14 protein-coding genes are annotated in these 15,092 nt (G+C 35.3%); 2 read left to right on the forward strand and 12 right to left on the reverse strand.

All coding sequences use genetic code 11. The features are described from left to right. Positions 1-306 precede the first annotated feature (306 nt). Complete coding sequence (locus MKY02_RS11760; RefSeq protein ID WP_038181358.1) at positions 307-1,221, forward strand: PucR family transcriptional regulator; 915 nt, start codon at positions 307-309, stop codon at positions 1,219-1,221. Between the two features lie 92 nt (positions 1,222-1,313). Beyond that, a complete protein-coding gene (locus tag MKY02_RS11765; protein ID WP_038181355.1) occupies positions 1,314-2,411 on the forward strand; it encodes an ABC transporter ATP-binding protein in 1,098 nt (365 codons plus the stop codon). Between the two features lie 40 nt (positions 2,412-2,451). Here the strand turns inward: MKY02_RS11765 and MKY02_RS11770 are convergent, their stop codons facing one another. From MKY02_RS11770 to MKY02_RS11825, 12 genes are all read right to left on the reverse strand, one after another. Beyond that, complete coding sequence (locus MKY02_RS11770) at positions 2,452-3,345, reverse strand: ROK family protein (RefSeq protein ID WP_143691031.1); 894 nt, start codon at positions 3,343-3,345, stop codon at positions 2,452-2,454. Between the two features lie 17 nt (positions 3,346-3,362). Then, on the reverse strand, positions 3,363-4,379 hold the full coding sequence (locus tag MKY02_RS11775; protein WP_038181352.1) for an SIS domain-containing protein: 1,017 nt from the start codon (positions 4,377-4,379) through the stop codon (positions 3,363-3,365). Positions 4,380-4,395: 16 nt separating this feature from the next. Further along, complete coding sequence (gene pfkB, locus MKY02_RS11780; RefSeq protein WP_038181350.1) at positions 4,396-5,325, reverse strand: 1-phosphofructokinase; 930 nt, start codon at positions 5,323-5,325, stop codon at positions 4,396-4,398. Continuing rightward, on the reverse strand, positions 5,322-6,164 hold the full coding sequence (locus MKY02_RS11785; protein ID WP_038181347.1) for a class II fructose-bisphosphate aldolase: 843 nt from the start codon (positions 6,162-6,164) through the stop codon (positions 5,322-5,324). The genes pfkB and MKY02_RS11785 overlap by 4 nt, the downstream gene beginning before the upstream one ends. 75 nt (positions 6,165-6,239) lie before the next feature. Next, positions 6,240-6,971, reverse strand: a complete 732-nt coding sequence (locus tag MKY02_RS11790) for a GntR family transcriptional regulator (RefSeq protein ID WP_038181344.1) — start codon at positions 6,969-6,971, stop codon at positions 6,240-6,242. Positions 6,972-7,036: 65 nt separating this feature from the next. Beyond that, positions 7,037-8,230, reverse strand: a complete 1,194-nt coding sequence (nagA, locus tag MKY02_RS11795; RefSeq protein ID WP_038181342.1) for an N-acetylglucosamine-6-phosphate deacetylase — start codon at positions 8,228-8,230, stop codon at positions 7,037-7,039. Then, positions 8,227-8,901 carry a YesL family protein gene (locus tag MKY02_RS11800; RefSeq protein ID WP_340711688.1) on the reverse strand — a complete coding sequence of 225 codons (675 nt, stop codon included), beginning with the start codon at positions 8,899-8,901 and terminating at the stop codon, positions 8,227-8,229. The genes nagA and MKY02_RS11800 overlap by 4 nt, the downstream gene beginning before the upstream one ends. A gap of 70 nt (positions 8,902-8,971) precedes the next feature. Next, complete coding sequence (locus MKY02_RS11805) at positions 8,972-10,588, reverse strand: extracellular solute-binding protein (protein WP_076065072.1); 1,617 nt, start codon at positions 10,586-10,588, stop codon at positions 8,972-8,974. A gap of 33 nt (positions 10,589-10,621) precedes the next feature. Continuing rightward, positions 10,622-11,500: a carbohydrate ABC transporter permease gene (locus MKY02_RS11810; protein ID WP_038181336.1), complete on the reverse strand. Its 879-nt coding sequence runs from the start codon at positions 11,498-11,500 to the stop codon at positions 10,622-10,624. Positions 11,501-11,512: 12 nt separating this feature from the next. After that, a complete protein-coding gene (locus tag MKY02_RS11815; RefSeq protein WP_038181333.1) occupies positions 11,513-12,514 on the reverse strand; it encodes an ABC transporter permease in 1,002 nt (333 codons plus the stop codon). Positions 12,515-12,541: 27 nt separating this feature from the next. Further along, a complete protein-coding gene (locus MKY02_RS11820; RefSeq protein ID WP_340711232.1) occupies positions 12,542-13,693 on the reverse strand; it encodes a Gfo/Idh/MocA family protein in 1,152 nt (383 codons plus the stop codon). Positions 13,694-13,797: 104 nt separating this feature from the next. Continuing rightward, a complete protein-coding gene (locus MKY02_RS11825; protein ID WP_038181329.1) occupies positions 13,798-14,820 on the reverse strand; it encodes a LacI family DNA-binding transcriptional regulator in 1,023 nt (340 codons plus the stop codon). Between the last annotated feature and the right edge of the window lie 272 nt (positions 14,821-15,092).

Consider the following 15,092-nt stretch of genomic DNA (forward strand, 5'->3'; position numbering starts at 1 on the left):
TAAAACAAATATCTATTGACTTTTGCTTGAAATTATTAGATTTATAAAATTACGATAATACCTTCATTCTCAATGCTAAATTCGTCATTTTTAATACGCCTCTAACCTTAATAGATATGATTAACATTAAATAAAAATAACTATTATTTATCTTTCAAATATTTCAACTGTTCAGTTATGTCAAATAGAGTTTTGTGATTTATAATAGTAAAAAGGAATGTTTACTTTTAATTGGCATTTCCTAATATCAAATTACTTTATTATTATCATAAGCTGTAATAGCTTAAGGAGAGGAGATCACATATTATGTCAACTAACTTAGCAGCTCTATTTCCTTCTATCAATCTACTAACCGAATGTCCCGTTAATACTGAAGAAAATATTCATATATTCCATAACCAATTCAACAATACTTGGATGACCGTCGACAGAAAAGAATTAACAGCTCGTGATTATGCTCTGTTAACTTCACTTTTTAAAGAGATACAACCCACTCCATTTAGTAATGATTCCATCTCAGAAAAATGGATTCAATTTTTACTACAAAGTGGTTCTTCTCCTTTAAAAGAGGATTGTGATATCCGTATTATCCAACTTCATTTTAAAGCTGACGACATCTTAAAGTCCGACTTGAATCAAGCTGTTCAAGCTTATTTTAATGATGCTATGCAACTTGTTTTTATTTCTACACATGATGCCGTCCTTATTGAACAGAAAGCCTCATATATACATACTTTTGATGACTTCTCTTCTTTTGTCGTTGCACTTGAAAGTGATTTTTTCTTAAAAGTTAAAATGTATATTGGAAAATTCTATTCGACAGCTACACCCTTTTCTAGTCATTTTATAAAAGAAAAAGAATGGTTTAAAAAAGGTCTTATAAGAAATCATTCTGAACAAATTTATACGATGGAAAAGACTTTCCCTATTAGTTTAATTGAACAAATGTCTGACGAAATGAAACAGATGATCCGCAAAGAAGTATTAGAGCCAATTGAATTTGATATGGAGTTACTGCAAACAGTTCAACTCTTTTTTGAAAATGGATTTAATGCTTCTGTTACTGCTAAAGAATTACATGTGCATAGAAATACGCTTCAATATCGCCTTACAAAGTTCCAAGATATTACTGGTATTTCTGTACGGTATTTTGACGGTGCTCTTGTTTCATATTGTGCGAGTTTGATAGCTAGTGAAGAAGAAGACAAAGCGCACAATTAATACGTCAGAAAATTGTGCACATTATACATATGATGTTTCGTATATGATTGTTAAACTTTAATATATAAAGCGATAATAAAGGGGTGCTTAATATGGAGAAAATGGTTCTTGAAGATATTTTTAAAGTTTACGATGACGGAAGTACAGCAGTTTCTAATTTCAATTTGCGTGTGCAAGATGAAGAGTTTATCGTTCTTGTAGGTCCTTCTGGATGTGGGAAATCGACAACACTACGTATGATTGCAGGACTTGAAGAGATTTCTGAAGGGGAATTTAGCATTGATGGTAAATCTATGAATAATGTCCCTCCAAAAGAACGGGATATCGCAATGGTGTTCCAAAACTATGCACTTTATCCTCACATGACTGTATATGACAATATGGCGTTCGGATTAAAGCTAAGAAAATTCTCTAAAACGGAGATTGAAAAACGTGTGAAAAATGCAGCGAGTATTCTTGATCTTGAGCCTTATTTAGATCGTAAACCTAAAGCATTATCAGGTGGACAACGACAACGTGTTGCACTTGGTCGCGCAATTGTTCGTGATGCAAAAGTATTTTTAATGGATGAGCCTTTATCAAACTTAGATGCAAAATTGCGTGTTCAAATGCGTGCTGAAATTGCAAAATTACATAAACGTTTGAAAACGACAACAATCTATGTAACTCATGATCAAACTGAAGCGATGACTATGGCTTCACGTCTTGTTGTTATGAAAGACGGTCTAATTCAACAAATCGGAACACCAAAAGATGTTTATGAAAATCCCGAAAACGTATTTGTAGGCGGCTTTATTGGATCACCTGCAATGAACTTTTTTGAAGGTACAATCGATAGTGGTTACTTCAAAGCTGGAAGTGTATTGTTGAAAATCCCTCAAGAAAAACTAGCAATCTTAAATAGTCAAGGCTATAACGGTAAAGAAATTATTCTTGGTGTTAGACCCGAGCATATTTCTGAAGATCCATTAGTACTGGCTCAACATACAGAGTCAACTGTTGAGGCAAATATTGAAGTATCTGAATTAACAGGAGCCGAATTAATGGTCTATTCTGCACTAGATGGTCAACAATATATTGCTCGATTATCTTCTGATTCACTTATCCAACCTGGACAAAAAATTAAGCTTGCATTCGATATTTCAAAAAGTCATTTCTTTGATAAAGAAAGTAAGAGTCGCATTAGATAACAAAAACCCCCACCTAGTAATCTGGATGGGGGTTAATTTTTTATCTTTTTTCTTCTATTATTGTTGAGGCAACACCACGTAATACAGCTTCGTCCTTATATATGCTTGCTTCAATACGCTCTTCTTTGCCTTTTAGTAATGGATGGCTAAGATACTTTCCGACCTCATTCTTAACTGCCTTGATCAGTTCAGGATGATGATTGAAAACACCACCTCCAAGAACGATACAGTGCGGATCTAAAAAAACCATAATATGATGTACTTCTTTAGCTAACGAAGTAACTGCCTCGTTTATGATAGAAACGGTTGCATCGTCACCTTGATAATATAATTCCATCATTTCATGTAATTTTAATGTAGTATTATTAAAATGCTCTCGTCCTTTTGATTCCAATGCAGGACCAGAAACTAGAGGTTCAAGCGTTGTCTCTGGATTGTCTGTGAGACTAAACCCAATTTCTCCTGCCATGCCTGCTCCTCGTAAAAACTCTCCTTGATGAATCGAACAACAAGAAATGCCTGTACTCAGCGTCACATAAACCATGGACTCTTTAGAATATCCTCGGTTCGTATACTCTCCCCAAGTAGCCATATACACATCATTGTCTATTTTAATCTTAGTTTCTGGAAACTCAATAGCTAGTCTATCTGATAGTGGAAAATCTCTCCATGGTAGATTATTTTGAAAAACTGCGATGCCTTTTTCTGAGTCTACAATCCCGGGAATTCCCAATGCAATACCCATCACATCATCCATGTAAACACATGAATTCACTAGTAGATTCTTAAAAGAATCTACTAGTGAATGGAATAGTTTTTCACCGTCTTGTTTTTCACTTTGTATTACGCTCTCTTCCACAATGGTACCATCTTTGCGAAATAAAGCTGTTGCTAGTTTAGTTCCTCCAACATCGGCTGCTAAAATGTATTCCATTCTCATTCACCATCCAATTACGACAATTTAACAACTTGAGTAAGGTTACGAGGCTTATCTGGATTATATCCAAGATGAATCGCACGTTGATACGCAAGTAATTGCAGATATGGGACATAAATTCCATGTCTATTTAAATCGCTAATTTCATCCGTCAAATTTATAATATGGTCCGCTTCAAAGCCTTCAGGTGTTGGCCCAATAGTAAGAACACGGCCACCAAGTTTTTGGATATCTTTAACTAATGCTTGATCATAATCAGCTGTTTCTAGTTGAGTCATCAAGATAACAACTGTAGTTTCGTCTACAATTGAAATCGGACCGTGTCTAAATTCTAAATTAGAATAGCTTTCACATTCTGTTTGCGTCATCTCTTTTAATTTTAGTGTTGCCTCTTTCGCTATACCGTTATATGAACCAGATCCTAAGAAGATAATACGAGTTTTAGTAAGATCCTCAGCAACAACTTTTGTTAAGTCTTCTTTTGTTAACGCGTCTGCAACCAATTGTGGCACTTGTTTTAACTCATTTAAATTGTGAGTTGAATTTACTTGTGTTGCTGCAAATACTTGTAGTCCATACAACATATTTGAGAATGATTGTGTCATTACAACGCTCTTTTCAGAAATATGATCAAGAGCGATTACTTTATCTGCTGCAGTTGCCATCGGTGTATCACCGTTACATGTAATTGCCATAGTGCTAAGGTTAGCATGGCCTTTTAAATGATCCAATGCGATAAGTATTTCAGAAGTAGTTCCTGATCTTGAAATTGCAACAATAAGATACTTTTTACCTGGTACTATACATGAAGAAGTATGAAGGAATAATTCAGATGCAGGAATTGCTGAAGCAAATACTCCTGTAACTGTTTGGAAATACTTAGCTGCTGAAGCTGCTATGTAATAGGATGTTCCGCATCCTGTAAATAAGACTTGATCTACATTTCCGATTTCAAGATTTAAATTCTCTACAATCTCAAGAGTCTTTTGAAGTTGTTCGCCTTGACCAGTTATCTCTTTATAAGTATACATATTTCTTTTCCCCTATCTATAATTTTATGATTGTAATTTGCCCCATCAATTCTTCAACTTGTTGCGAATCAATGAAACCAATTTTGCTATACATTGCGTTGACTGAACCACATGCTAATGCTCTTTTATAAGCTTCTAAAGGTTCTTCACCATTAGCTAATCCATATAACAAACCACCTACAAAAGCATCTCCACTACCTACTGTGTTAACAACCTCTACTTTCGGTGCATCTGCTTTGAAATAACCATCTTTATTGACAAAAATCGCACCTTTTTCTCCTAAACTAAAGCAGACATGCTCAACTCCATCGTCTACAAAACGTTTTCCTACATCAAGTAGATCAGTTTCATTTACTGTTGCTTTGCCGAGAATTGTAGCAATTTCAAATTCATTCGGTTTAATCGCAAAAGGTTTTGCTTTAATGCCATTTCGTAAAGCATCTCCACTTGAATCAAGAATCGCTTTTGCTCCGTTTGCATTAATAATATCAATAAGTTCAGTATAAGCCGTTGTTGGTAAACCTTTCGGCAAACTGCCAGATAGTGCAAACCACTTCACACTTTTAGATTGTTCATCTATCCAATTGAGCATTGCTTGCCATTCTTGCTTTGTAATCTCTGGACCACTCTCAAGTAATTCTGTTACTTTACTTTTCTTTGAATCTAGCACAGTTAAGCAGACACGGCTTTCACCCTCTACTTGAATCAACTCACTTGGAATACTTTTCTTCAAAAGTAACTGACGAATTCTCTCACCATTAATACCACCTGCAAACCCACCGACAGTAACGTCTGCTCCAGAACGCTTGAGAACTTTTGCAACATTAATCCCTTTACCGCCCGCTTCTTGAATTATGGTTGAAACTCGATTCGTACCTCCAACAGCTAATGAATCAACTTCATAGACTTGATCGATTGCTGCATTTAACGTGATCGTTGTTATCATTTTTGTAAAGTAACAATCTTTGTTTTTACTAATTCAATAAGCGCTTCACGTGCAGGCATGAAATATTTGCGTGGGTCGTTTTCATTTGGATTTTCTTTAAAAAATGCTCGAACTTCTTCTGCGAACATGTCTTTTAATTCCGTTGAGAAGTTCACTTTTGCAACACCATAATCTAATGCCTTTCTTAGACTAGCATCCGGTACACCCGATGCTCCGTGCATAACTAAAGGGATATTTGTTAATTTTTGAATTTCTTCTAGTAAATCAAATTGTAACTTAGGCTCTTTTTTATAATTTCCGTGTGCCGTTCCAAAAGCAGGGGCAAATGAATAGATTCCTGTTTCTCGTACAAATCGTTCAGCAATTACCGGATCAGTGAAAAATGCTTTAGACTCTTCAAGTTCAAGATCATCTTCTACACCACCAATTGTTCCTAGTTCCGCTTCTACTGGTACATTGATTGCATTTGCTGCATCCGTTACTTTTCGAACAAGCGCAATATTTTCTTCTAATGGTAGTCTTGAACCATCGATCATAATAGATGTATAACCTGCGCGTAAACATTCCATCACAACATCATATGATTCACCATGGTCCAAATGTAGTGCTACTGGTACTTTTGCTTGTTCGGCAGCTGCTTTTGCCATTGCAATCATATATGGCATTTCTACATATTTATATGTGCTTGCAGTAGTTTGCAGAATAACTGGTGAACCAGTTGCTTCAGCGCCCGCAATTACTGCTTTAATAATTTCTAAATTGTGCGCACCGAATGCACCGATTGCATAATGATTATCGTAAGCGTCTTTTAACATTTCTTTCGTTGTAACTAATGACATAATTTCTTCCTCCTAATAGATGGGTTGTTGGGTTAACTTTAGTTATTTAAAAACTCATAGAAAATTCTATGAGTATTAATGAAGCTCAGTGTAAAATCTACAACGATCACCACGTACAATTGAAATACAAAATTCTACAGGGCGATTATTCGTGTCAAAGGCTGTTCTTTCCAATAGTAAAGCAGGTTTTCCGACTTCTGTCTCTAAAAGTACACTTTCTTCCTCTCGAATTAGAACCGGTTCAAAAGCCTCTTTCGCTCGAACAACTACCACGTTATATCGTTCAGCTAATAAATCATAAAGAGAAAACGTTCCAACTTCATGCAAAACGGACATATCTTGAATAACCGATTTTGGCAAAAATGATGATTCAAGAATAATAGGTTCGTCTTCTGCACAGCGTAGTCGTTTTATTTCAACGACCATTTCACCTTCTGGAAGCTGTAGTCCTTGCCTTACAGTTGCTGATGGCTTGACTTCCTTCACTTCAAGCACATGATCTTTTGGATGTAGACCTTGTTCTTGTAAAACTCGACTAAAACTATAAAAACCACCTAGTGACTGTTCAAATTTAGGTTTCGAAACAAAAGTCCCTTTTCCTTGTACTCGATACAATGTACCTTCTTGAACTAATTCTTCAATCGCTTTTTTCGCTGTGTTTCTACTTACTTGAAACAATTCCATTAAACGATTTTCAGAATCTATTTTATCACCCGGCTTCCATTCACCTCCTCTAATGCGCGCATCTAAACGTTGCTTTAGTTGATGATATAATGGAATAATACTTTTTTGATCTAACGGTTTCATACGTTACTCATCCTCTTCTTACTTCTTCATAATTTCAATATATCATCATTTCACAAAGATTGACATTATTTGAATACATCTTTTTGTTGAAAAGCAACTAATCCTCTACAAATTGTCAATTCGACTGCACCATTCTCCCCTAGAACTACGATGTCAGCATCTTTTCCAGCTTGAATAGATCCTTTAATATCGTATATACCTAGACGCTTAGCTTGATTAGCCGATGTGACTTGTAGTTGTTCGTGAATAGTAAGTCCTAGCCATTTTATTAGATTCAATCGTGCATTATTCATCGTGACGATACTACCTGCTAGTGATCCCGTAGAAGTTAAAATGCATTTACCAGCATTAACCGTCACCTTTTGACCACCTAGATCATAAACCCCATCGGACATTCCTTTAGCACGAATTCCATCGGTTATTACGAGCATCCTTTCAAGCCCTTTCATCTTTACAACCATTTTCAATAAGTCTGGATGAAAATGAATGCCATCAGGAATGACTTCAACAAAAATATCATCATTTAAAAGTGCACTTCCTACTACACCCGGATCACGATGATGCAATCCTCTCATTCCATTAAAAAGATGCGTAGCATGTTCAACTCCATGATTTATAGCTTGCAAACACTCATCGTAAGAACCATCTGTATGACCCATTGATGGAATAACACCGTTACTTTTAAGTTCCTTTAGCAATTCAAAATGGTTATCTAATTCAGGAGCAAATGTTAAAACTTTAATATTATCTCCAGATAGCGTTTGCCATTCTTTAAATAAACTCACATTAGGTACTAGAATAGCATCTTCAGGTTGAGCCCCTTTTTGTTCCTTATTAATAAATGGTCCTTCAACATGAATACCTAACATCTCCGCCACACCCGAAAGATTATTCTCTTTCATATAGCTTGCTAGATTTTTAATAACCTCATTTATATGTAATATCGGATTTGTCATCGTTGTTGCAAGAAAAGAAGTTGTACCCTCTTTTGCAAGTGCATAGGCGATTTCTTCAAAAGATTCTTTAGTCGAATCCATAAAATCATATCCGGCAGCACCATGTATATGCATATCGATCATACCTGGAATAACATATTGTTTTCCGGTACAATCAAACACTTGGTCCACATCACTATATTTCGGACATTCTTCCATCTTACCAACAGACTCAATCTTTTCCCCTTTTATATAAACAAATCCATTTGGAACAATTGTTTTTTCAAGTACAACTGTTGCGTTAATTAATATTATATTTTTCATGATATAGTACCTTCTTCAAATTGCTGTTTATTATTTTTATCTTCTTTCTGTATAGAACCATCCGATTCGCCTTTTAATTTAAAAATTTGGGATGACATCCATGTGAGAAATAGTATCGTTACACTTATTCCAAAAAACGGAAGTAAACCTGGTATGAATAAGAAAATTCGATACAAAACATAGAGACCGATAATAGAACCAAGCATTTGGAGTGGAAATGAGATACTTAATAGAAGAGATGTCGAAAAATAACGAGAGAATGGTAGGTCGTAATGCGCAAACACTTGGAATATATTCATTACCATTACAGCATACAAAATCGTAATCATGACAATCAACGTCAACATTAAAATACTATAACTACCACTCATATTTAAAACAATTTTCAAATTGATTATTAAAAAATAACCAATACCAATTAAAATAACACCAATCTTATTTGAGTTAATAAACTCTTCTTTATATATTTTCCAATAATTTTTGATAAGTGTTTTTAAATCATCCTGACCATGTAATCTTTTTCTCATTATCGAAAATAGTCCAACAGTAGCTGGTGATACACCAAAAATAATTAGACCTAGTAAAGTTAATCCAATCCACATTAGTTGCAGCACAGCCAACATCGTCATAAATTCTACAAACCAATAGAGCTTCCCTTTCCATCCGTTCATGTTCAATTATACTACCTCCCTTAAAGGGTAAAACTCATACAAGGAGGTCCTTGTATGAGCAATTTTAAATTTACTTTTCACCTTTAGTGCGATCGTATGCTCCTTGAGCAGTTTTAAGATAATCTTGTAATTGCATTTTATCAAGAGTCTTCTTGTAGTCTTCCCACTTGCTGAAGTCTTGTTTACCTGTTATAAAGCCTGCAGCCATTTCATCAACATATGTCTGAATATCTGTCAAGATTGCACTAACTTTATCACTTTCTTCAAGTGTATAGTTCAGTCCTGGCAGAATATCTTCGTCTTTAATACGATATGGGCGAACTTGCTCAGCGTTTTTAATTGTATTTTCTTTTGCTTCAGCACCTTGGAAGTATTTCTGTTTTACAATCCCAGGGTAATATCCACCTGGCCAAGTTAAAAATTCACTGATCGCTTGGTCCATATTTTTACCGTCTGGATTATCTGTAATTTCTGGTAGATATTTGAAGTTACCATCTTTATCTTCTTCATAAGTTACACCTTCGAAGCCCATGAAGAACATTTTCGTACCTTCATCACCATAAAGGTAATCAATCCAGCGGACTAATGCTTCTGGATTTTTCGCCTTATCAGTTAAAACAAACATACCAAGGTTTCCAAGTCCATTTGTAACTGCGTTATAAGCACGTTCTCCTGAAGGACCCTCTAAAACTGGTATACCTACATAACCATCAAGTTTCAACAATTCTTTAGGGTCAACTTCATTTAACATACCATAATTACCTTTAGATGCTTCAGCAGAAAATGTTTGAGGTTCTGTAGTGAAAACATCTTTGTTAATTAAGCCTTCTGTATAAAGCTTGTTCAAGAATGTAAGTAATTCTTTATATTCATCCGTTGACGGAACAAAACGGAATTCTTCAGTTCCTTCTTTAAAGTCGAGGTTAATATTCATCGTTCCTTGTTTATTTAAGCCATACGTTCCACGTAAATAATTAATGAATTCAAGAATACCATATCCACCACCCCAAGCTTGTTCATCCGCTTTACCATTGCCATTAGGATCATTTTCCTTGAATGCTTTCAATACTTTATATAATTCATCCGTTGTTTCTGGCGCTTTTAAGTTTAATTTATCTAACCACTCTTGGTTAATCCAAGGTGTCCCAGCACGAAGCGATTCAAATTTCGGGTCATAGATTGTAGGGAAGCCGTAAATATTGCCATCTGCCATTGTAACGCCTTGTTTCACTGATGGATATTCATCCATAATTTTCTTGAAATTTGGTGCATATTCATCAATATAGTCATTTAATGGTAGAAACACTCCTTGCTGTCCGTATTTAACCAAATCTGTTTTAGGAAAAGCTGATGCAAAGAATAATTCTGGGTAATCTCCTGCTGCAAGCATTAAGTTTCTTTTCTCAGCTAAAGCCTCAGTTTGTACTGTTTTCCAGTTCACTTCAATATTTGACTTTTTCGCATACTCATCCCAAAGCATCAATTTGTTCCAATCTTGTGATGCAAAGAATTTTGCTCCAAAACCATCTACTTCGATTTTTTCTTTAGCAATAGGCATACCTGTTTTATTAACATTATCTACATTCTCGCTTTTTCCAGTTGTTCCTTCATCACTAGAGCATGCTCCTAAAATACTAGATGTTAATAATAGACTTGTCACAATACCAGCAAAATACCTCTTCTTCAATACAATCTCCCCCTCGTATATCTGTTTTCTTTGTTACCCCTTAAGTGATCCAATCATAACCCCTTTTACAAAATATCGTTGTAAAAACGGATAAAGCATAAGCATTGGCAAGTTTGCCACAATCAGTACTGCATATTTCAACCCTTCAACACTTAGTTGTTGAGCTAAAAAGCTTTCAGAAGTTGCTTTAATCATGTCATCAGTTTGACCTTGAATCAGTATTTGTCGAAGAATCAATTGAAGTGGGAACTTATCTTGATCTTGCAAATAGATTAATGCTTGGAAGTATGAATTCCAATGGCCTACTGAATAGAAAAGTACCATTACAGCTATTACAGGGAACGATAAAGGAAGTACAATACTCCAAAGAATTTTGAAATTCCCTGCACCATCAATCATTGCCGACTCCTCTAACTCATGAGGAATAGACTGGAAGAACGTACGCATTATGATAATATTCCAGACTGCAACAGCATTCGGAATGACCATAACCCAAAACGTATTTAACATTCCTAAATCACGAATAAGTAAATATGTCGGGATAAGCCCCCCACTAAAGAACATTGTGAAAACGATAAATGCCATGATGAATCCGCGTCCCTTTAAATCTCTACGTGACAACGGATATGCCGCTAAAATGGTCATGATAACATTCAGGATAGTACCAAATACTGTATATTTCAACGTGTTCACAAAACCATTAATAATATCCTCGTTCTTGAATACCTTTTCATATGCATCTAATGTAAATTCTTTAGGCCATAACCACAGCTCACCTGATAAAACATACTGTGGGTTACTAAGAGATGCACTGAGAACAAAAACCAATGGATAGATTACTAGTAAAGCGACAATTGCAAGAAATACAATGTTGAATATATTAAACGCGCGATCTGTTTTCGTTTCTCTCAATTTAGTCACCCCTTACCATAGACTTGTCTCATTCACTTTTTTCGCAATTTGATTTACCATGATGAGCATGATGAAGTTAATGAGCGAGTTGAACAGTCCAACTGCAGCTGAGAAACTATATTGAGCTTCCAAGATACCGCTTCGGTATACGAAAGTTGAGATAACATCAGACGTCGACATATTTAAATCATTTTGCATAAGATATACTTTTTCAAATCCTACTGCCATAACTGATCCTGCATTCAAAATGAATAGAATAACAATTGTAGGCATAATTGCTGGAATGTTGATATGAATAATTCTTTGGAACTTAGAAGCACCATCAATCATTGCTGCTTCGTGTTGAGCGGGATCCACCGCAGCGAGTGCTGCAATATAAATAATTGAGCTCCAACCCATTGTTTGCCATACATCAGAGAATACAAACAGCGTTTTAAACCAACCAGGCTCTGTTATAAAATCAATTGAATTGCCTCCAAATAACATAATCACTTGATTGACAAGTCCATCTGATTTCAAGAACAAGAGTAGCATCCCAACGACAACAACTGTTGATAGGAAATGTGGTGCATAAATTACTGTTTGAACAAATTTCTTATATCGTAAGCTTTTCACTTCATTTAGCATAAGAGCTAGAATGATAGGAACTGGGAATGAAACTAAAAGTGTGAATAGTCCAATTCCTACAGTGTTTTTAATAAGTCTCCAAAAATAATAACTATCAAAGAATCTCTCAAAGTGTTTAAATCCTACCCAAGGACTCCCCGTAATCCCTTTCGTCGCTATAAAATCTTTAAATGCGATCTGTAGACCATAAAGAGGAAAGTAATGAAATACAAGAAAGTATAAAATAACAGGTGTAAGTAATAGATAAAGCTCCCAGTTTTTCTTGAATGATTTTTTCCATTCAATTCGAGCGTTTTTCTTCACTTTAGGTCTATTTTTTAACGGCTTCTTTATTTCACTTTTCTTTATTTCATCTACATAACCTACACCTTCATCCAGTTTAGTCATGGTCACACCCCTTTTCTTACAAACATATTAACTGTGTACGATAGTAGATTCTTGAGAAATGTTGACTACTTTACCACCTGAACGGATAGATTCAGTAGCTGCACATCCAACTGCTACGCTCATTCTTCCAGCAAATGGAGTTGTAAGTGGTTGTTTATTGCGTAAGATTAATTCAACAAAATCTTGTGCAATTTTCGGATCTGCTCCGCCATGACTTCCTTCTTCAGGTTTCATTTCGTATGTGACATTACTAAACTCTTTCACTGTGTTAGTTTTACGTGTTTTTAGGTAAATTTTGTCGTTTACATCATCGTTCTCTATACGACCTTCTGTACCGATGAACGTATAGTTACGGTTATAATCTGGTGTAAAGTGACATTGCAGATATGATGCCTTAATGCCGCCCTCAAGTTCCATAATAAGCATATTGTTGTCTTCAACATCAATTTCTTCTCGGAATGCACATTCCGTAAATGTATGTGGAACGTACTCAGGACATGTATTCTTTAAATCACACTCTGGACATGTTAAAGTGTTTGGCTTGTCCCCTCCGTAATAATCAAGTGAGCCAAATGCCGAAACTTTTGTCGCGTACTTTCCTGAAATCCAATGGATAACGTCCAGATCATGTGAACCTTTTTGTAATAGTAGAGAAGTTGTATTCTTTGAATTCCCGTGCCAATCGTGGTAATAGAAATAACCACCAAATCCTACGAAGTGACGAACCCAAATCGTTTTCAATTCGCCGATAGCACCAGAATCAATAATGTCTTTCATAGTTTGGTACATACTTATATAACGCATGTTGAAACCAACCATTAAATGCTTCCCTGATTTTTCCCAAGCTTCAATAATTCGGTCACAACCTTCGACCGTAATAGCAAGTGGTTTTTCAGAATACACATGTTTTCCAGCTTCAAGAGCCGCAATTACATGTTCTTCATGTAAATAATCTGGAGACAATACTGCGATTGCATCGATATCATCACGAGTCAATAATTCTTTGTAGTCTTTTGTTAAAAATAACGGTGAGCCGATTTTTTCTTGAAACTTGTCTAATCGTTCTTGGGATAGATCAGCGAGTGCAACAACTTCTGATTCACCTTCTGGTTTGTGCCAGTATTGAGCAAGTCCACCTCGTAAACCTGCACCAATGACACCAATTCTTACTTTTTTCATTTTTACACCTCATCTATTTTTTAATTATTTAAATAACGGGGGAATATTTCCTGATTTCCGGAAAACGTTTTCCCAAAGAGTTTTAAAAATTAATTGACGATTTGTTATGTAGACTGGCGAACTAATAATTCGAATGGTAATAAGGTTTTTAACGCCATATTCGGATTATCTTCTATTTGACTCATTAACGTTTTTGCTGCAATTACACCCATTTCATATTGTGGAACCGATATAGTAGATAACGCAGGAACAATGTATTGTGCCATTTCGTTATTATCAATTCCTATGAATGCAATATCACCTGGAATATTAAGTTCAAGTTCATGTGCAGCCCTCATTGCTGCTATTGCAAGTAAATCACCTGCACAAAAAATCGCGGTAGGACGGTTATTTATTGTCTCACTTAATATTTTTTTTGCTGCCAGATAACTTTGTTCCATGCACCAATCAGAATTAATGATCCAGTGCTTTTCAATTGCTAATTCAAAATCATTCATTGCCTTTTTAAATCCTTTGAAACGTTTTTCTTTCGTCATTTCAATTCCAATTCCACCGCCGATGAAACCAATTTTTTCATGACCTCTTTTAATTAAATGTTCAACAGCTTGATACGCAGCTTCTTCCCTATCATAATCCACAGTAGAAATTGCATGATCACTATAGTTAAAGTCCACTCCAACGACTGGAATCAAATCCTTAATTTCAGTGAGTTTTTCTTCGTCAACCTCATCAATTAGTAATACACCATCTACTTCTTTTTCTCGGATTATTTGATGAAAAAGTACATCATCTTCTAAATCTTCATTGCTTATTAACAATAAAGTGTAGCCCGCGTCATTTAATGTTTCATTAATGCCTGAATAAATTTTAGAAAAGTACGGGTTAGTCTCCGCTAAACGCGGACTTGCGAGCCAAGCAATCCTCTTTGTACGTTTCTTCTCTTGAGCTGAAGATGATACGAGTTGTCTTGCATATTCATTTGGAATATAACCTAGCTCTTTAACTGCCTTCCATATTTTCTTCTTCGTATCAGGGTTCACATTCCGTGACGGATCATTTTTTATAACGCGTGAAACTGTTGTAATTGAAACACCAACATGTTCTGCTATTTCTTTTAACCTAACCATTCTATGTACCTCATTCCCTTGCAACCGTTTTCAATTCCTATTATTATACAATATATTTTATAGTAGTATAGGGAATTTTTTACGTATGCCTATATTAGGTCAACAGGTTGTAGGTACAAGTTAAATTAAAGAAATATCAATACCTTTTTTATATTCTGAAAATTGGTACTAAATACAATATATAATCCGAAATATTAATTGTCAATATATTTTTTTATTTACTTTATTAACATAATTTATCATTAAACCACTGTTTAAATGTTGAGTTTATT

This window comes from Viridibacillus sp. FSL R5-0888 (assembly GCF_038009105.1).
GTDB lineage: Bacteria > Bacillota > Bacilli > Bacillales_A > Planococcaceae > Viridibacillus > Viridibacillus arenosi.